We start from the raw sequence: 19,964 nt of genomic DNA on the forward strand, positions 1-19,964 counted from the left end.
GTGCTGTTAGCGATAGCGGGGCGTTTAGCCTAAACTGAGTGAGAATAACTACTCAATATTGAGTAGATAAATTTTTAAGTCAATTCGTTTACAAGACGCAAAGCTTTATCTTTGCGTTTTTTTGTATTTACGTAAAAATGGAAAATAAAGTCAGATGTTGAACTATGATGCTGTCATCTTCTTTTGTGATCCAAATGCCGCCATCAATGCAAATGACAGACGAACAATTCTTTGATTTCTGTCAAGTGAATCGTGATCTACGCATTGAATGTAATCAATTTGGAGAAATATCAATTATGCCCCCGACGGGTACAGAAACAGGCAATCGTAACTTTAATGTAGCTTTACAGCTAGGAGTTTGGTCAGAAAAAGATGGCACAGGTATTTGTTTTGACTCCAGTACGGGCTTTACATTATCCACAGGTGCAAAACGCTCTCCTGATGCTTCTTGGATGAAATTGGAACGGTGGAATACTCTCTCACCAGAACAACAACAAAGGTTTGCACCTATTTGTCCCGATTTTGTCATTGAATTGCGATCGCCTAGCGATAACATCCAACCCCTCAAAGATAAAATGGGGGAATATATGCAAGAGCCAGGGGTACAGTTAGGTTGGTTAATTGACCGCAAACACTGCCAAGTTTATATCTATCGTCCTGGTCAATCAGAAGAATGTTTAGAAAGTCCTGAGACAGTTAGTGCAGATCCAGTTTTACCTGGATTTTCGTTGAATATGTCTAAAATTTGGTAGCGATATTATTATTCTAATCGGTTAATAATTGTTGTGATATTACAAGCAATATAACCAATTGTTAAAGGGGATTTATCATTTAAAAGTAATAGAATTTGTTGAAGATTCTGTACGAGATTTGCCCCATAAATCTGCCAAAGTTTTTCTTGTAGTTGATGTAAAATGCGATCGCCGACAATTTCATCACTACCCGGACGTAATAACCAATGGGTTCGCAAAATTTTAAAATCAGAGATATCTTGACTCTGCATCACCTGAATTATCTCTTGAGTCGCACGTTCTACTAATTCATCGGTGACTATTTTCATCACCAGTGGTTGTAAGGTAAAAGCAGGTTCACCACTACAGATCCATTTTTCCAAAAGCGATCGCCTTTCCAAACTGACAATTGCATCTAATACTGTGGCAGGATCAAGAGAAATAAGTAAATGAGTTTGCAATCGACCAAATGAGACTGGTTGTTGCCAAATTGCTAACCAATAGAGAATGTCTTGCTCTAATTCGGCAAGTTGCTCGAATTGTTGTTTGAGGATAGCACGCAAGCGATCGCCAATTACTATCGTATTTTGACTGAGAAAAGCCGCAATATTCCCACCAAACACTGACTGAATCAAAGGCGTAACAAGCTTGAGTGCTAAAGGATTGCCGCGATAAAGTTGAATCAAGGGTAATAATCCAATTTCTTTACCTGTGAATCCTCTGGCTTGCAATAGTTCTACAGCATCAGCTTTTGGCAATCCTTTTAACGTGAGACTGCGAACTGTTTTAGTATTCGACTCAATAATATTTGGTTGTTCTCGACTAGTGAGAATAATGCAGCCTTGATGATGAGCGCGGCTTAATTGCTGGATAAACTGATGATAGTGTTTCTCTGAATCATCCAACCCATCCAAAATCAACAAATATCGACGCTGTTGCAGATGGTAAATGAGCTTTGCTGTATTTGAGGAAATATCATCAACCGGGGTTTGCTTAAAGGTGTGGAGAAGTCCATCTAACAGGGAAACTAGGGATGGTGTAGAATGAAGGATTTTCCAAATTAAACCATCAAATTTTAACTGAAGACAATCAGCCAAAGCCAGTGCCAGAGCCGTTTTGCCAATGCCAGCCATCCCTGTGATGATGATTAGTTTACAGCGATCGCCTACGATCCATTCTTCTAACTGAGCTAATTCTTGATTGCGTCCATAAAAGCTTTCAACATCAGGTGCTTCATCCCAGTCGAGGTATTGTGCAGAGACTTCCTCGAAGTCTGCGTTAGGGATTTCTGCGATACTTTGCCAATCGTTAATGCCAACAGCCTGACAGATAGCAATGAAAATTTCTTGTTGAATGCGATCGCCTTGCCAAAATCGCCGTAAAGTAGCTCTAGACGTGTGAGCATCTTGCCACCAACGCGCCGTACTAGTTTTTGTCCAACCAAGACGTTTTCGCGCCTTGTCTACAATTACCAGTCCAGTTGTTGATGCTTTGAGCGAGTTTGACATATATCTGTTAACTGAGCAGATGATTTCAAAGTCAAAGGGTTTTAGCTTTCCTCACTAGTAAGACTGAGTTACGCTTGAAAATGCAATATTGATTGGATCAACCTGTTAATTTTAAGCATTATTCTCGACTAACGTATGACAGACTCTATTGCTAAAAATGGTGCTGAACTACTCTCTGTAGCTCAAACTGCCAAATTACTTGGTGTCACACGCCAACGAGTACACAACTTAATTAAGAATGGTCAAATTATAGCTTGTAAACTTGGACGTTATTACTACATAGAGAATGTTGAAATCGAGCGATATCAAAATCAACCAATGGGAAAACCTTATCTACCTCGTAGTACAAATACACCATAATTCCATTGACAATTGTCAATAGAGTTTTTATACTAGTTATATACAGCAAAACTCAAATATACAGTAATGCTACCTGTTCAACTGATTGCTACTGATGATTTAGAAAAACAAGAATTAAAAGAAATATACAAAAGTGAATATGGAATTCTCTATCAAGGAGATTGTCTAAAATTTCTCTCAGCCTTACCTAATGAATCTGTAGATATTATATTTGCTGATCCACCTTTTAACCTTGGTAAAGAATATGGTAAAGGCGTGAGTGATCAGATGGCAGATGATGAATATTTAATGTGGTCAAAACAGTGGTTGAGTCAGAGTATTCGAGTTTTGAAGAATGGTGGCAGTTTATTTGTATTTAATCTTCCTAAATGGTGTATAGAATATGGTGCATATTTGAATCAGCAAGGAATGAATTTTAGGCATTGGATTGCTTGTAGAATGCCAAAAGCTTTTCCTAGAGGCAAAAAAATGTCTCCGGCTCATTATGGATTGCTTTATTACACTAAAGGAGAACCAGCAGTTTTTAATAAAGTTTATACACCCATTCAAGTTTGCCGACATTGCGGCGGAGAAATTCGTGACTATGGTGGACATCGCAAAAAACTTAATCCACAGGGTATTAATTTAATGGATGTTTGGGATGCGCCGGAAGATGTTTGGGAAGATACTTCTGATGCTAACTCTCATGATATTTTATGGACATTAGCAGAAGAGATGTGGACGGATATTCCACCAGTGCGTCATCGTCAACATAAAAAACGAGTTCCTAATGAACTTGCACCAATTATGCTAGAGCGAATTATCGCAATGGCATCTAATCCGGGACAAATTGTAGTCGATCCCTTTGGTGGATCTGGGACTACATTTTATGCAGCAGAAAAGCTACAGCGTTACTGGATAGGTTCAGAACTGGGAGATACAGATCCGGCTGTAGAACGATTAACTGATCTCGCTAACGGAATTATCGAACAATGGGAATCAGCAAGGGGAAATAAGAAATCAAAGCAAAAGAAAATCAATGCTTCACAACTTTCCATCCCCTATTCTCAATAAATATATAAGTCAGAAAATTCAGACTAAAGCACGTCCATCTGTTCCTTTAGTAAGTGTTGGGACATTACTATCTAGCTGATCATGTTCAATGACAAAAATTGCCAGAAACCCTTCTTGGAGTTGAACAGAACGCCAAACATCAAAATATGGTTCTAACTCTTCGTAATTACCAATCCTATCAGTTAAATAAGGGTAAAATTTCCGACTGGGAAGAACTAAAGCAGCACCTAAAAAAACACCACGTATTAATCCCAGAATCATTTTATTAACTGCGCGATGGCTGGAAGAAATATTTCCAGTTTCCCACTCAAGCGCAAACAAATAATTGTCAATTACTTTTGTAGCATCAACTTTTCCTGGTGATTTCGTAGCATAGGTAATAGGAGTTTCTAATCTCCACTCGAATTTATCTCTTAATGCAATCATGCAGGCTTCTTTAATAGGCTTGACACCATTACCGTGCTTTTTTGGATGAATTGTAAAACTAGATGTCCCAGGAGGGTGGACAATTAGAGCGATCGCATCACGAATTTCAGCACGAATTATCGCCCAATCGTTTGATTCTTCAAAATTCCCTATACTTATTAATGAAACTTCTTGAACAATCTTCATCACTAATTTTCACTGCAACTAAACACAAGATATTCAGCATATATTCTGGTAAAAATCGTCTTTTGGCAATGAACCAAGCACTGAGCATCGACTGAACACAAAACTGAGCATATCTGCCGAGTAAACGCGCTTACGCTAGAGACATAACATCAAAGCGTGAGGTAACTTATATGACTCAAACTCTAGAACGCCAAGCTGGTGGTTTATATGTTCAAACTCCTGAACAACAGCAAATTGCTTTCCCCCTGAAGCACACTGAGGTGCAAGCTAAAATTGCGGGGAATATCTCACGGGTGGAAGTTACCCAAAGTTTTGAAAATCCTTTTACAACTACGTTAGAAGCTGTCTATATCTTCCCATTACCGGATGAGGCGGCTGTTGATGATATGCTGATTCGGATTGGTGACAAGACTATTAAAGGTAGTATTAAAAAACGCCAAGAAGCACAGCAAATCTACGAGCAAGCGAAGGAACAAGGACGCACCGCCGGACTGTTGGAACAAGAACGGGACAACATTTTTACTCAGTCTCTCGCCAACATTCAACCAGGTGAGCAAATTGATGTGATTATTCGCTACTCTGAAAGCTTGAAATTTACGGCGGGTAATTATGAGTTTGTTTTCCCGATGGTGCTTGCTCCCCGTTATATTCCAGGGATACCAATTGAAGGAAATGCAGGCGGTGTCGGTTCGGCTACAGCACCGATGACGCAAAATCAAGATACAGATATAGTTCCCGATGGTTCACGGTTGAATGCACCTATCTTACCATCGGGTACGCGATCGCCCCATGATATTCATGTCACTATAGAAATTGATGCGGGGGTTGAGGTTAAAAATGTCCAGTCGCCTTCTCACCAAATTCAGATAAGTTATGCAGAAAAGCGGGTGTTAGTGAAATTGGCGGGTGGGGACACAATTCCGAATAAAGACTTGATTTTACGCTATCAAGTAGCTGGCGAATCCACTCAAGCTACGGTACTCAGCCAAGCTGATGAACGGGGTGGACATTTTGCACTATATTTAATTCCTGCACTCCAATATCATCAGAATCAGGTTGTTCCTAAAGATGTGGTGTTTCTCATTGATACTTCTGGTTCACAAATGGGTGCGCCATTGATGCAGTGTCAGGAGTTGATGCGCCGCTTTATTAATGGACTTAACCCTGATGACACTTTTAGTATTATTGATTTCTCTGATACGACTCGCCAACTATCGCCTGTTCCCCTGGCTAATAATTCTCAAAATCGCACCAAAGCCATCAATTATATTAATCGATTGACGGCTAACGGCGGCACGGAGATGTCACGGGGGATTCGTACTGTATTGAATTTCCCAGTTACAGATCCCGGACGGTTGCGGAGTATTGTATTGTTGACGGATGGTTATATCGGCAATGAAAACCAAATTCTTGCAGAGGTAAAACAACATCTGCAACCAGGAAACCGCCTGTATAGTTTTGGTGCGGGTAGTTCGGTAAATCGTTTTCTACTCAACCGCATTGCAGAATTAGGAAGAGGAATAGCGCAGATAATTCGCCACGATGAACCAACGGATGAGATAGTCGATAAATTCTACCGTCAAATTAATAATCCAGTTCTGGCTAACATTAATTTGCAATGGGAAGGCGATGGTGATGCGCCAATTATCTATCCTGCCACGCCTCCAGATTTGTTTGCGGAACAGCCGTTAGTTTTATTTGGTAAAAAACCTGATGCGCGTGGGGGAAAACTTCATATTACGGGAATTGTTGCGGGTGCTACACGCTACCAAAATACAATTAACCTGGACTTTGAGGAAACTGGAAACCTCGCCATTGCTCAACTTTGGGGACGTTCCCGCATTAAGGAATTAATGAATCTTATAGTGAGTGGTGAAACTAAGTTAGGTGTGGAAGCAGTGACAGAGACGGCTTTGACTTATCAACTGTTGTCGCAATATACAGCTTTTGTGGCAGTGAGTGATGATGTGCGAGTTGATTCGCGTCAGGGTTCAGTTTCGGTGCAAGTACCTGTAGAAATGGCTGAAGGTATCAGCTATCAAGGTATTTTTGGTAGTGCTGTTAGCGGTGCTGCTCCCATTATGGCAAGTATGGTGTCTCCTACGCCTGAGTTTTTGCAACGTAAGCGAGTCCAAGCATCTCCAGGCGCACCGGAAGTGGTGATGTCTTCTCCTGTACCACCGCCAAAAATGTCACGTTATGAAGAAAGGTACCGTTTTGCTGATGAAAGTCTTGAGGATGAAGAAACTTTTTTAGGGGATATTGCGCCTGTTGAGCATCTAGAAGTAGTGAGTGTGACAGGATTGAACGAGCAGATGATTACACTGCTGACTCAGTATTTAGAATCTATCCCATTACAGACGGGTTTCAGTGGCGATCTAGTGTTTGAGTGGCAGATAAACAAGGGACGAGTGAGACAAGTAGTGTTAGATGAGCAGGCTTCTACTTTTAAGGAACAGGCGGTAATTGATATTATCAGGCGATCGCTTGTCTCTTGGCAACCCCCTCAAATACTCACAGCTACGGTGTCTCTAACACTGCGCTTACAAGCATAATCCAAAACTATACCGGGTTTATCCCGGTTTTTTTCTTCCCTTACACCTCTAATTTTTATTAGATAAGACTGTATAGGCTTCATTAAACAACCGCATTTTTTCTTGCGCTTGTTTTTGCATCTGGGGTTGGTTAACAAATAAGTCTGGATGCCATTTTTTTACTAAAGTTTTATAAGCCTGTTTGATATCAGCAAACGGAGCATCTTGTGGTACACCTAAAATTTTATAGGCGCGAGTAATTTTATCTTTTTCAGTTTGGCTTTGGGGTGCTTTAGTTGCTTGGGTATTTTGATTTGTCTGCTGCTTGTTATTTTGAAAACCAGGAGAACCCATTTGAGCTTTCATCCACGCAATTTCTTCATCCATTTCCCAGTTGCGAAACTTCGCTTCTACCTCTGCGGGATTGGGTGAAGGTGCAGTTTTTGGTGGTGGTGAATAAACTTGCTGTTTGGGAGGTTCAACTTTTTTCTCAGTAGTTTTGGCGTTATTTTCCGGTTGTGGGGGACGAGTATAAACTCTTTCTTGCTGTCGATAAGATTGTTGTTGAGGTTGAGGAGGAATAATTTTTGGTATTTCTTGATAAGGTTGATAGTTAGTAATAATTTTGGCTTTTTCTAACTCATTCAGCAATTGATTAAAGCCTTCTTGAAGTTGGCGTAATTCTGCACGCTTTTGAGTTAATTCTTGAGGTTCTTCAGGTACTTGAAAGTAAATTACTTTTTCAGCTTGGAGTTCAAATACAGATAATATTGATAAAGCTTGATTACTAAATTGAGAGAAATAATCTTCAGTTACATTTATGCAAATTTTAGCAACTTGTTGATGATATGATTCGTTAACTGATTTTTCTTCTTGCTTTTGAATATTCTTATTTAAAATATATGAAATACTCCCAACTACAGCAGCACCTACTGGCCCACCTAATAACCAACCAATTCCACCACCTACCGCGACTGCTCCCGGTTCACTTAACAGTTCATTATTATCTGACTTAGGCGGTAAAGTAATTTGTGGTTCTGGAGGGAAAGGGATTAATAAATCTTCGGGACGTTCTTCTTTAAAAAAATCATAAGCTTGATATAGCCATTTCATTATAGGTAACTGTAAATCTGTCAGGTCTTTTTTGAGTTTACCTATTTGCCAAGATTTAAAATTATTTTCTGCTAATGCAACAGCTGCATCAGCTTGATATTTAGCTAGTAATTTTGATAAAGATAACCAATCATGTAATTCAGAAACACTAGTAGTAAACCCTTGATATATAAGATTTTTGGCTTTTTGTTTAATTTCTATTTTGGCAGTTTGTTTGTCATTAAACTCTTTAACTTCGTTAGCAATAGGGTCAATTTTATTTTTTAATGATAATTGAATTTGGGATGCGATCGCCTGCACTCTCGGCAACCTCACACTACCCCGATTTTGTTGTAAAATACCCACAATATTTTGTAGTGCAGTTTCAAACGCCACTAAGCCGCTACTACTAGCCGCTGCTACATCACCCTTTAACCTAGCGCGTAAAGCAGGTAAAGCATCCACACGATATAAATTACTAAAACCAGGGGGTAATTCAGCACGGAAACTTTCTGCAACAAACCGCAGACGACTTTGCACTTGTTGTTGTTCTTCTGGTTCTAGTAAGTTGAGAAAATTCGCCACAAAAATAACAGTTTTAATTTCCCTATCTAATAACCAGTCGCGTAAATTTTCTCGTTCACCTAAAGTCATCAACTTACGTGCATCTAGTAATTGCACAACTAAATCTGCACCAAGTAGTTGTTCTTTAACTAAATTATCTTGTTCATCTCTATCATTCGTTCCTGGTAAATCAAGAAACTCTACACCAGTTTCTAAAAAAGTATGGGGAGAAAATACTTCGACAGACACCACATCTTTCCGCATCTGTCTGTTGCCATCAAGAATCGCAAATTGTTGTAAGATTTCTGTGCCATTGCGATAAACTTCTGTATTATCTGTCAATATGATACGAGTTCTTACATTACTACCATATTTCACAGTAATGGCTGCGCCTGTGGTAGGAATTAAATCAATTGGTAATGTGCGCGTCCCTAAGATGGCATTTAGTAAGGTTGATTTGCCATGATTAAAGGGGCCAAATACGGCAATTCTAAAGTTTGGGTTAGTTAGATAATTGCAGAGTGAATTTATATCGTGATACAGTTTTGATGTACTTTCTAAGTTTAGTAATGTAGACGCATATTTAAGAGAATCTACTAAATTTTTATAATTTTCATCTTGGGTTGGCATATTTTTATTATGATGATTTGCGTCTAAAATTTTATATATTAAACCGCAGATGTAGTTAGATACACACGGATGAATTATCTGTATGTATCATTCATTATCCATCTGTGGTTTAATTATCTAACTTAACTATAGTAAGCGAGCAGACTACTATAAGATGCTTCTATTTTTTGCAATTGAGCTATTACATCTTCTTGCAAGGTTTTTAAGCGTTTTAACTCAGTCTCTCGATTAATTTCGCGTGTTTGTTTCTGCTTGACTAAATTATCTAATTCGGATTTGCGAGAAGTAATATCATCGTTAATGCGTTGGCTTACTTCTTTTGCGTAAGATTCAAAACATTCTTTAACTGCATTGTAGACAGTTTGTGATTGTTCATGCGCGACTTGGGGTAAGTATCTCACTAACTCTTTTTTGGCAGTTTTAACTAGCTCTTTACGTGCTTGGTCTGCTTGCAAAAAGCCTACACCTAAACCGAGTAATGCAAAGCCAATTGGCCCAAGTAAAACCCCTGTGACTGCTGTAATTACACCGCCAATTCCAATTACAGTAAAGTAATTCAGCAGGATATTTTTCCAGTCAAATCCAGCGCCAGCTAATGCTACTCCAGCTAAATTACCTTTTGTTAAAGATAACAATCCCATTGCCCATTTTGCCCAGCCTGGAGATTTATCCTCTTCTGTAGAAGTGTGAGCGTTAACATTAACTTTTTGTCCTGTGAGTTTTTCGGTGATTTCATCTGTAATTTTGTTGTATGATGCACCATATTGTGCAGCACTGTGAGATAGTTTTTTAAATGCTGCATCAATATCTTTCTCAGCAGTTAAAGTCCAAGCCGCAGATTTATCGGTAATGTATTGTTCAAAAGCTTTTTGTAGTGCATTATTAAAAGCTTCACGTTTACCATTACTAAGAAAATCTAACAGATTTAATTCTGGTTGATAGCGCAAAAAATCAGTTTCAAATGTATTACCGAGATTTAAAACATAGCTGCGAAACGATTCTGATATTGTTCGCGCTTGAGTATCTCTAGTGTTGATGATTTCTGTTTGAAATTGATCGCGGATATCGGTGAGTTTGTTAAATTCTGGTTCTACTGACTCAATGCGTTTTTTTAATTCGTCTACATCTTGGTCGAGTAAAGGTATGCGTCTAGCTATGGCTTCATGGGTATGGTTACAGGCTTGTCTGGCTAAAGTTCTTACTTGACGGAGTTCTGCGATCGCCCGTTCTTTGGTAAGAAAAGTATTAATAGCACTCATAAACTCTGGAAAGCCAGTCCCACTCAAATCAGCCTGGGAATTCTTCAATCGTCGTCTGAGTGCTTGAATTGATGAAAGCTCAAATACTCGCTCATCATAAATATCTTGACCATCTACATAACAATAATCAGCTAAATTTGCTTTAAATACTTGTCTGAGTCTATCTTCTGCGGCTTGCAATTCTTCTGTATCATCAGGGTCAATCAATGATTCTTTTACTTGATCCCAAGCATTGATTAAAAAGAAAACAGATAAACCTCGACCTTTAATATAATTTTCTAAATACCGTCTTTCTCCTAAAGTACAAGGCTGCGAAGCTCTCATGACAAATAAAATTGCATGACAGTTATTGACATAACCTAAAGATAATTCATTCCGCGCTTCGGTATCATTCAATCCAGGACTATCAACAATTTCAATTCCTTTTTCGAGTAATGCTAAAGGATACTCCACAATAGCGTAATCAACATCAGGAAATGCTTGTTTTTTCTCTTGTTCTAATTTCTTGGCTTCTGCTGGGTCAATAGTATATTTATACTTGAAACTCTGAAAATCTAGCTGTTGCGGATTTTTACCATCATTAAAATGAATAGTAACTTTCTTTTCGGGGCCGTAGCGTAAAATTGTTAATACAGCAGTACAAGGATTAACATCACTCGGTAAAAGATTTTCCCCAATTAAAGCATTTAAGAATGTACTTTTACCGCGCTTCATATCGCCTAACACTAAAAGGCGAAACACACCTTGACGCAGATTTTTACTCGCTAATGCAATATCTTCAATATTACGTTCTAAGCTCAGTTTGCCTGATGAAGAGTCTCCAGCTAACTCTGCTTTGGTAATTGTTTCAGCCAGATTATTCAAATGTGTAGAAATATCAGAACGTACTTGGGCTACTCGCTCTAAATCTCTAAGAAATTGGTCAGTTAGTACTTGATTACTCATGATAATAATACTCTAATTAAGGATTTTGCTTTGGTGATTCAAAAAATAGTTTGTAAGACATCCATACCAATCCTGCAATAATAATTACACCAGCAACGGCTGAGGCTATTTTGGCAGCAATCAGCACCGCCACACCCAAAGCAAATAACTTTCCAGCGAGGATAGCTTTTTTTACCCAAGGTTTGTGAGAATCTTCTGGCTGATGCTTCACAGTTTGATGAAAAGGTGCTTGAGAACCGTGAATGTCAGTTTCTATTTCTCGAAGTCGTAATTCAACTTCTCTTTCGCGCAGTATTCGTTCTCGCTGTTCTAGTTCTTGACGGCGATCTTCTTCAGATTTCATCAGTATTTACTCCGTTGAGAACAAAGCAATGATATCGGCATTTAAAAGTCAGTCACCGTGTATGTTAACTTACTATAAACTTCATAAACTCCAGTAATATTACGGCTTTGAGGATGAGCGTTTGTTCAACCAAGTTAGAAGTTAGATTCCCAAAAATCTCTTGCCATTCCAGAAATTTTTGGTAAGAAAAATTTATTCTTGAGTTATGTTTAGTAGTATTTAATTTGTGAGTGATAAACCAACGGGGGGAACCCGCAAGCAACTTCTCTCTGTGGTTTGATAAATTAAGCCTTTTGATAATTTAATTTTTGCGTAAGTTCTGTTTAAGTAAGATTAGGTAGTAATTATTGCATTACATATATAATTTCCTATTGTTTTAGTAGAAAATCCATATAGAAGCCGTAAATTCTACAACCGCCATAAGCCAAAATTTTTATAGGCAAGAATTCGAGAAGATGGAAAATGGACATTAAAAACGGCTTTATTGGCACAGTAGGTAATACACCTTTAATTCGGTTAAACAGTTTTAGTGAAGAAACAGGATGCGAAATTCTGGCTAAAGCAGAGTTTCTTAACCCTGGTGGTTCCGTTAAAGACCGCGCCGCACTGTATATCATTGAAGATGCGGAAGAAAAAGGTTTGCTCAAACCCGGTGGTACTGTAGTTGAGGGAACCGCAGGTAACACTGGTATTGGACTGGCGCATATTTGCAACGCCAAAGGCTACAAATGCTTAATTATCATTCCTAATACCCAGTCTCAAGAAAAAATCGATGCACTAACAGCATTAGGCGCGGAAGTTCGGCCTGTTCCCGCTGTTCCCTATAAAGACCCAAATAACTACGTCAAGCTATCTGGTAGAGTTGCTGCTGAGTTAGACAATGCCATTTGGGCGAATCAGTTTGATAATTTAGCTAACCGTCGCGCCCACTACGAAACCACTGGCCCAGAAATTTGGACACAGACAGATGGTAAAATAGACGGATGGGTAGCGGCAACTGGTACAGGTGGAACCTTTGCTGGTGTTGCATTGTACCTAAAATCAAAAAATCCGGCGATTAAATGTGTTGTTGCTGATCCTCTAGGTAGTGGACTTTACAGCTATATCAAAACTGGTGAAATCCATTTAGAAGGTAATTCTATTACTGAAGGTATTGGTAACAGTCGAATCACAGCAAATATGGAAGGCGCACCTGCTGATGATGCTATCCAAATAGATGACACAGAAGCTTTGCGCGTCGTTTACCAATTGCTACGGAAAGATGGCCTCTTGATGGGTGGCTCAACAGGTATTAATGTGGCGGCGGCTGTTGCTTTGGCAAAACAATTAGGCCCTGGACATACGATTGTTACGATCCTCTGTGATAGTGGTTCCCGCTATCAATCACGCATATTTAATAGTGAGTGGCTGGCCTCTAAAGGGTTATCAGTAAATTAGTCAATGGTTAATAGTCAATGGTCATTTGACCATTGACAAAGGACAAAGGACAAATGACAAACATAACTCAACCACCAAACTCAGCAGTCAGCGGCCAAGTATCTACTCACAGGTGTGTGCGGGTGTGCCATAATCGCACCTGTAAGAAGCAAGGCGCGGCTAAGGTTTTAGCAGCTTTGACAAATTTACCAGTACCAGATGTGACGGTCACAGCAAGTAGCTGTTTGGGACAATGCGGTAACGGGCCGATGGTACTAGTTCTACCTGATATGGTTTGGTATAGCGGTGTGCAACCCCATGAAATACCTCTATTGGTAGAACAACATTTACGATGTGGTGAAAGAGTCAAACAGATGCTTTATTATCGATTTCATCCCCAAGGATAAATCTAATTACAAACAACCAGGTCTGCACTATTTTTGACTCAAGAGAGGCATCCGATGAATATTCAGCAGCTACGTCAATCATTGAAAATGAAGTGGCTGGGTTACTATCAACAAAATCGTCCCTGGCTGGTGAAAATGCGAGTTTGGGGAAATTATAATGGTCTGCGCCGACCCTCATCTGGCTTTATTTTGGCGACTTTATCGGTTTTAGAGCCAGAGTTTGAGCAGATGCTGACTTTTATGATGGATCTAAATAATAATCCTGATGCTATAGTCACAGCTTTGGGGCTGAACTTCAATCCCGATGAAGAGTTACGTTTGACAAAGTTAGATGAAGTTGCGGCTATCAACCAATGCCAGAGCGAGTTTACTGAGGAAAAATCTCTTGAAGAAAAACCTGTGCGATCGCTCGCCACGGCTAATGATATTATTCCTCAATCTCTAGCTACAATCCAACATCCCGAAAACATCATTTCAGATTTACCACAGGCACACAAACCTTTACCAGCCTTTACACTCGCTACCAAGGTAACTCGGCAATCTTCTGGTAAATCACGCCAAAATCAACCCATATCATCTTTAGCTTTGGCTACCACAGTTCCCAGCAACGGTAAAACCATCGCCTTAGCGGAAGTTCCCAATCATGTCAAACTTATGCCCAGAAGCATTGTAGTTTCTCGCCAAATAGTGGTGGATAGTCAAGCAAAAACTCCACCATCATTGACTGTGACTAATGAAGTGTCTGCCAACGGCAAATTACCAGAAAAATCCCAACCGCAAAATTCACCTAGCAAAACTCAGCCATTTCTTAGTACTAATGCTCGTACTATAGCTTCTTGGGTAGATGAATTTTGTCAGGGTAGAGGGTGATACCGTTTCACTTTAATTTTGATACAAATAAACCGCAGAGGTGCAGGGAGCAAGGGGAAAGAATGGAAAGGCAAAAAACACTTACTCAAACACTACGGTACGATTACCATAAACCAATACACGATTTTGTAAATGTAGCCGTACCGCCCTTGCTAATACTACTCGCTCTAAATCTTTACCTTTTCTCACCAAATCTTCTACCTCATCGCGGTGACTGACTCTCACTACATCTTGTTCAATAATTGGCCCTGCATCTAAATCTTGAGTGACATAATGAGAGGTAGCACCAATTATTTTTACGCCTCTTTCAAAAGCCCTATGATATGGATTTGCGCCAACAAAAGCTGGTAAAAATGAATGATGAATATTAATAATTTGGGGAAATTGACCAATAAAATCAGAACTAACAATTTGCATATATTTTGCTAAAACAACTAAATTAATTTTGTATTGGTGTAATAATTCTAGTTGTTTAGCTTCTTGTTCTAGTTTATTTTCTTTAGTAATAGGAATGTGATGAAAATCAATACCAAACTGTTCCGCTACTACCTTTAAATGAGGATGATTGCTAATAATTAAAGGAATCTCTGCGTTGAATTCTTTAGCACGGTGTCGCCAAATTAAATCGTAGAGACAGTGGTCTTGGCGGCTTACCCAAATCGCTATACGTGGTACAGAGTCAGAAAAATGAAGTTCCCATTTAGCACCTAAAGGTTGAGCGATCGCATTAAAAGCTGGAGCAATTAAATCTTTAGGTAAATTAAATCCGGCTAACTGCCATTCTATGCGCGTTAGAAATAAACCCGCCGAAAAATCTGTGTGCTGATCTGCATGAATAATATTACCGCCATTGGCATAAATAAAGTTAGCAATTTTGGCAACTAGTCCTCGTTGATCAGGGCAAGAAATGAGCAGGGTGGCAGTTGTCGTGGACATAAAATAATTTATAATTCGTAGTTAAAGAAATTTAATTTCAGTCAATTCATACTTCATACTTCTTCTAAGGTGTTGGTAGAGGAAGATTAGTAGGTAAAGGTGTTGATTTACTGTTATCGACAGTTTGTCGCCATTCTGACAACTCCCGATTGACGGCATTTGCAAAATCTGTAGATACTAATAATACATTGATATTGCCGTTTGGTTGTGTAGCGGAGTCAGTTTGAGCATACACAAAACGATTATTAAAATCAGATTTGCCTAAAATCAACTCATGGGTTTGCTGATTTTTTAGTTTAATATCAATAGTGGCGTTGGGTTGAGCCAAACCAAATTCTGTTAGTTGGTTAGCGGTGGTTGATACAATGTTATTGCTCTTACCCTTAACCAACAAATCCATTAAATAAGAAACAATTGCATCATTGGCTGACTCTGATACTGGATATTTCAGCAACCATTTGGGATTACTACCTTGAGAGTTGCGTTCCAACATTAGAGTGTAAGCTTTTGTTTTTACTGTCAAAGACTGCACATCATCTTCTGCAAAAGTGAAAATTTGCTGCTGTTTCTCTTTGACTTCTTCTTGCTGAGTTGCACCTCGAATTTCATGGAAATACACGAAAGCACCTAAACCCAGCGCCAACAATATCAAAATTAAAGTTGTTTTTGGAATAGTCATTTGTCAATGGTCAATAGTCAATGGTCAAAAGACAGGAGTATGAAATTTCAGACTTCATACTTCTTCTTACCTTCTTCGCCACCAAATGAAAGCTGCCGTTAAAAAGCCAAGCAGAGGTAATACCAACAAAGATGACAATGTTAATACATTGGCTTGTGATGTTGATAAAGTAATTCGACGATTTTTCGGTTCTTTAGGGCGAATAGAAAGGGGTTGCTGGTCTTGTTGACTCAGCCAGGTGACAGAGTTGAGAAATACATCACCATTTAGTTGCTGTTGAAATACTCCATCGGTAGCAAAATCCGAATTTCCAAAAACTACTAACCGTGATTCTTTTGGAGATTGTTCAGATTTCTCTTCTGTTGCGGGAGTAGTGGCTGGTGAGGGTAAGGAAGTAGTGGTGGCTGTAGGAGTGGGAGTTGCTGGAGATGTCGTAACTGTGGGAGTGGGAGTTGCTTGATTTTGCGTTGTTGTTGGAGTGGTTAAAGGCGAAGGAGTTGTCGCTGCTGTCGGAGTAGGAATAGGGTTAGATGTAGCTGGCAATTTTCTTGTTAACGCTACACCTAAAGTCAGCGGCCCTTTGAGGTCTTTATCAGGATTGAATTCTAATTTTTCGCTTTGCAGGTCGCTTTCAGCCCAGCTATTGGGATAGGCTTTGGTTTGCAGTAGGGGTGTGGACTGGATACCAGCAACGGAGGTAATTTCTATTGGTCTAGCCAAGCGATAAAAAGAAATACCTTTGCCAAAATCTTTGGTAATTGGGTGTTGTCCGTAGTCTGTGATGATGGGTGCAGCGGGGCCAAGTCCCACACCTGCACCGGAGACATCAACGGCTAAACGATTATCGAGGCGCACACCCCACTCTTGTAATAAAGGGCTGAGTTTGGGGTCAGTATCAGGATCAATCATCAGCAGCAAGTTACCGCCACGATTGAGGTAATTTTGTAAGGCTTTTACCTCTGCGTCGAATAGTCCGCGTTTAGCACCTGCTACCACTACAGCCACAGCATCGTTAGGAACTTGCAGTTTGTCAGCTAAATTTAGTGGTTCAACGGTGTAACCTTTTTCGGTTAATCCTTGCACAGCCTGAGAAATTCCACTTTCGCCACCAGTTAAAGGATGTTCACCGTGACCTTGAAGGAAGTAAGCTTTAACAACGGTAGAATTAGTAAGTTGCTGTAGTCGATTGGTTAATTTAATTTCTGATAGGCGTTCATTGACGTTCAATGATTGTACTAATTGGCGTTTATTTCCAGATTCTAAATAAACTTCTCCATATTCTTTCACCCCAAATTTTTCGGCGATTCCGGGTCGGCTTTGAGGGTCAACATATTCAAATTGAAACTTAGAACTTTGCCGTTGATAGTTCTCTAGTAATTCTCTATCTTGGGGATTTTGATTAGTGTCAAATACCCAAATTTTCACAGATTGTGGTAGACGACGGACTAATTCTTGTGATTCGGGTGCTAGGGTAAATAACTGAGTTTCGGTTAAATCTTGGCGTAGTTGATAGCGAACACCTAAAAAGTTAATTAACCCTAAAATTACCAAGATAGCTAATGTGGCAACAACCGCATTAGTTCCAGCTTGGGTAGAACGACTAGCCCACCAACGGCTTTGCTGGCTTTGCCAAACTACCCAAAATATAATAACGGCAATTCCAGGAATCATAAAAGCTAGAGGTAATAGTCCCCAGCTACCAGATACTAACCCCGCTGTGAAGCCGACCATGAATAGAAACGGCCCCAGCCAAAATAAATATTTCCAAGGTTGCTTTTTTGTGATTTTTTTCATATTTTGTCAATGGTCAATGGTCAATGGTCAATAGTCAATAGTCAGGACTTTAGACTATTGACTAATAAACTATTGCCGTTGAAAACGTAGGGCATCAATTGATTGTGCTGTGAGAAAGATACCTAAAAAAATGTAACTAGCAAATAAAATTATGGCGCTAGTGTCAAAAATTCCTTGGATGAAGGTGTTGTAATGCTTGAGTAATGACAAATGACCCAAGGCTTCGCCGACAGGGCCGCCAATACTTTTAGCGATTAAATCAACAAATAACAGCAACAAAACCAAGCCAAAGGTCAGAACAGCAGAGAGGATAGTGCTGTCTGTTAAGGAAGAAATAAACATTCCCAATGATAAAATTGCGGCTGCCAGCAAGATTAAGCCAAAATGACCGAGTAGGGGAATAGCTGGCGACATAGGTGGATTGGAACCACTAAGGGCGATCGCTTCAAATATCAACAGTGGTGCAACCATTGTAATTAAGAATGTCACCACGCCTAATAATTTTCCAACCGCTACTGCCCAATTCGTTAAGGGTGAGGTGGCTAAAAGCTCCAATGTGCCACGCTTACGTTCTTCGGCGTACAGTCCCATCGACAGAATTGGCAAAATAAATAGCAATAACCAACCCATACGGTCTAAAAATGCTCGAATAAATTCATAGGGGACATCAATTAAGGGGACTGGGACACCCAATTGTTGACCTTGTAAGTCGATGGCTGCAACCGAGGGCAAAATTCCATCGGGGCCAAATAAAATGGTCACAAAAAATAACCCGGAGATGAACCAAAATACCCCAGCGATCGCATAAGCTAATGGCGAGATAAAGTAACTCTGTAGTTCCCGGCGATAAATGGCAATAATATTCGCTAGTACTATACCCATTTATGCTGCTTCTCCTTCGTTGGCTGCTTCAGGTTCAAAATGCTTTTCTTCGGTGGTCAGTTGCAAGAACACATCTTCTAAGGTAGCGCTGACTCGCCGCATTTCTTGTAAACCAAATCCAGCCCGGATTAAGGTGGCGGCGATTTCTCTTCCCGGTTCTGTTCCCGGTTGAGCAATCACTCGCAAATAAGCGCGACCGTCTGTAGCATGGATCAGATGATGACCAGGAATTGATTCTACCAGACTCACACCCGCAACGTTTTGCAAGACTTGTTTCGCTAGGTTTGCTTCGCCTTCAATTTCTAATTCATATCCTGAGCCTCCAGTCAACTGTGTCATGAGGCTTTCTGGAGTATTAGTAGCTACAACCTTTCCACGATTAATAATAGCGACACGGCTACAAGTCATACTCACTTCCGGCAAAATGTGGGTAGACAAAATAATCGTGTGTGTCCCCGCGAGACTTTTAATCAAATTTCGCACTTCGATGATTTGTCTAGGGTCAAGTCCAACGGTGGGTTCATCCAGGATAATGGCTGGTGGGTCGTGAACGATCGCCTGAGCAATGCCCACTCTTTGGCGATATCCTTTAGAGAGTTTGCGAATAATGACTCGCTGTTTATCTTGTAAGTTACATCGGGCGATCGCTGCTTTCACTTTAGCGGTGCGATCGCCTGCGGAGACACCTTTGATTCGGGCGACGAAATGCAAAAATCCCTCCACCGTCATCTCTGGATATAACGGTGGTGTTTCTGGTAAATAACCAATGCGTTGACGCACCGCCAAAGAATTATCATGGACATCAAACCCAGAAATTTTAGCTGTCCCGCTAGTTGCAGGTAAATAACCCGCTAAAATTCGCATTGTTGTGGTTTTACCAGCGCCATTCGGCCCTAAAAACCCTAATATTTCCCCTGGTTCAACCCGAAAAGTCACATCTGTAATCGCTGGGGTAGAACCGTAAGTTTTACTGAGATGTTCAACTTCAATCATCGGTCTATGGGCGATCGTCAACTAGAGAATACCCAACAATCTTAGATCATGATGGAATAGCAATTGGTTTTGTGCCTAAAGAATACGCAAAAAACTTAGTAACTTTTACTACTTAATAATATTTTAGTAACTTACACTCCAGAGACATAAATAAATTACACAAATTACTAATATTGTTTGTCTAATAAGACTTATAAATAAACTCAAAATGCTGTTTATATCTTGAAGATTTTGGCATTTTGGCATTTAATGAAAATTTGATGGTGCTAAATTGATCAACAGTACAAGTATGACTTTGGTGAAAACAGTAAGTAGAGTATGAATACTGTTCTTATTGCCTAAATCCTGAGTCTTAT

General features: G+C 39.8%; 17 protein-coding genes. 7 read left to right on the forward strand and 10 right to left on the reverse strand.

Annotation, left to right across the window (positions count from 1 at the left end):
* Window positions 1–167: 167 nt before the first annotated feature.
* Entirely contained in the window at window positions 168–752 is a 585-nt protein-coding gene (locus NCWK1_RS06905) for a Uma2 family endonuclease (RefSeq protein ID WP_103124355.1), read from the forward strand.
* A gap of 8 nt (window positions 753–760) precedes the next feature.
* On the opposite strand, the gene NCWK1_RS06910 is transcribed toward NCWK1_RS06905, so the two are convergent.
* Window positions 761–2,239: an NB-ARC domain-containing protein gene (locus tag NCWK1_RS06910; RefSeq protein WP_103124204.1), complete on the reverse strand. Its 1,479-nt coding sequence runs from the start codon at window positions 2,237–2,239 to the stop codon at window positions 761–763.
* Window positions 2,240–2,374: 135 nt separating this feature from the next.
* Here NCWK1_RS06910 and NCWK1_RS06915 point away from each other — a divergent pair, with 135 nt between their 5' ends.
* Entirely contained in the window at window positions 2,375–2,599 is a 225-nt protein-coding gene (locus tag NCWK1_RS06915; RefSeq protein WP_245894850.1) for a helix-turn-helix domain-containing protein, read from the forward strand.
* Between the two features lie 66 nt (window positions 2,600–2,665).
* Window positions 2,666–3,652: a DNA-methyltransferase gene (locus NCWK1_RS06920; protein WP_096576091.1), complete on the forward strand. Its 987-nt coding sequence runs from the start codon at window positions 2,666–2,668 to the stop codon at window positions 3,650–3,652.
* 18 nt (window positions 3,653–3,670) lie between these two features.
* On the opposite strand, the gene NCWK1_RS06925 is transcribed toward NCWK1_RS06920, so the two are convergent.
* Complete coding sequence (locus NCWK1_RS06925) at window positions 3,671–4,264, reverse strand: PDDEXK family nuclease (RefSeq protein ID WP_103124205.1); 594 nt, start codon at window positions 4,262–4,264, stop codon at window positions 3,671–3,673.
* A gap of 170 nt (window positions 4,265–4,434) precedes the next feature.
* On the opposite strand from NCWK1_RS06925, the gene NCWK1_RS06930 reads away from it, so the two are divergent.
* Window positions 4,435–6,819 carry a VIT domain-containing protein gene (locus tag NCWK1_RS06930; RefSeq protein WP_096576087.1) on the forward strand — a complete coding sequence of 795 codons (2,385 nt, stop codon included), beginning with the start codon at window positions 4,435–4,437 and terminating at the stop codon, window positions 6,817–6,819.
* A 48-nt stretch (window positions 6,820–6,867) separates the two neighbouring features.
* Here the strand turns inward: NCWK1_RS06930 and NCWK1_RS06935 are convergent, their stop codons facing one another.
* The 3 genes from NCWK1_RS06935 to NCWK1_RS06945 all read right to left on the reverse strand — a co-directional run bounded on the left by NCWK1_RS06935 (window position 6,868) and on the right by NCWK1_RS06945 (window position 11,631).
* The gene (locus NCWK1_RS06935; RefSeq protein WP_103124206.1) at window positions 6,868–9,084 is read right to left on the reverse strand and encodes a dynamin family protein; all 2,217 of its coding nucleotides are present in this window, start codon (window positions 9,082–9,084) and stop codon (window positions 6,868–6,870) included.
* Between the two features lie 122 nt (window positions 9,085–9,206).
* Window positions 9,207–11,288 (reverse strand): dynamin family protein, encoded by a 2,082-nt coding sequence (locus NCWK1_RS06940; RefSeq protein WP_103124207.1) that lies wholly within the window; start codon window positions 11,286–11,288, stop codon window positions 9,207–9,209.
* Between the two features lie 16 nt (window positions 11,289–11,304).
* Window positions 11,305–11,631 (reverse strand): DUF3040 domain-containing protein, encoded by a 327-nt coding sequence (locus NCWK1_RS06945; protein WP_103124208.1) that lies wholly within the window; start codon window positions 11,629–11,631, stop codon window positions 11,305–11,307.
* Window positions 11,632–12,093: 462 nt separating this feature from the next.
* Here NCWK1_RS06945 and NCWK1_RS06950 point away from each other — a divergent pair, with 462 nt between their 5' ends.
* The 3 genes from NCWK1_RS06950 to NCWK1_RS06960 are packed head-to-tail and all read left to right on the forward strand — an operon-like array spanning window position 12,094 to window position 14,324.
* The gene (locus NCWK1_RS06950) at window positions 12,094–13,068 is read left to right on the forward strand and encodes a cysteine synthase A (protein ID WP_096576076.1); all 975 of its coding nucleotides are present in this window, start codon (window positions 12,094–12,096) and stop codon (window positions 13,066–13,068) included.
* A gap of 53 nt (window positions 13,069–13,121) precedes the next feature.
* Complete coding sequence (locus tag NCWK1_RS06955; protein WP_103124209.1) at window positions 13,122–13,454, forward strand: (2Fe-2S) ferredoxin domain-containing protein; 333 nt, start codon at window positions 13,122–13,124, stop codon at window positions 13,452–13,454.
* Between the two features lie 54 nt (window positions 13,455–13,508).
* Window positions 13,509–14,324: a DUF5331 domain-containing protein gene (locus NCWK1_RS06960; RefSeq protein WP_103124210.1), complete on the forward strand. Its 816-nt coding sequence runs from the start codon at window positions 13,509–13,511 to the stop codon at window positions 14,322–14,324.
* An 81-nt stretch (window positions 14,325–14,405) separates the two neighbouring features.
* On the opposite strand, the gene purU is transcribed toward NCWK1_RS06960, so the two are convergent.
* The 5 genes from purU to NCWK1_RS06985 all read right to left on the reverse strand — a co-directional run bounded on the left by purU (window position 14,406) and on the right by NCWK1_RS06985 (window position 19,608).
* A complete protein-coding gene (gene purU / locus NCWK1_RS06965) occupies window positions 14,406–15,260 on the reverse strand; it encodes a formyltetrahydrofolate deformylase (protein ID WP_103124211.1) in 855 nt (284 codons plus the stop codon).
* Between the two features lie 64 nt (window positions 15,261–15,324).
* A complete protein-coding gene (locus tag NCWK1_RS06970; RefSeq protein ID WP_103124212.1) occupies window positions 15,325–15,939 on the reverse strand; it encodes a DUF4340 domain-containing protein in 615 nt (204 codons plus the stop codon).
* Window positions 15,940–16,005: 66 nt separating this feature from the next.
* Window positions 16,006–17,733, reverse strand: a complete 1,728-nt coding sequence (locus NCWK1_RS06975) for a GldG family protein (RefSeq protein WP_103124213.1) — start codon at window positions 17,731–17,733, stop codon at window positions 16,006–16,008.
* 69 nt (window positions 17,734–17,802) lie between these two features.
* Window positions 17,803–18,615, reverse strand: a complete 813-nt coding sequence (locus NCWK1_RS06980) for an ABC transporter permease (RefSeq protein ID WP_103124214.1) — start codon at window positions 18,613–18,615, stop codon at window positions 17,803–17,805.
* On the reverse strand, window positions 18,616–19,608 hold the full coding sequence (locus NCWK1_RS06985; RefSeq protein WP_103124215.1) for an ABC transporter ATP-binding protein: 993 nt from the start codon (window positions 19,606–19,608) through the stop codon (window positions 18,616–18,618).
* Window positions 19,609–19,964: the final 356 nt, after the last annotated feature.

Source organism: Nostoc cycadae WK-1, assembly GCF_002897135.1.
Taxonomy (GTDB): Bacteria; Cyanobacteriota; Cyanobacteriia; order Cyanobacteriales; family Nostocaceae; genus Nostoc_B.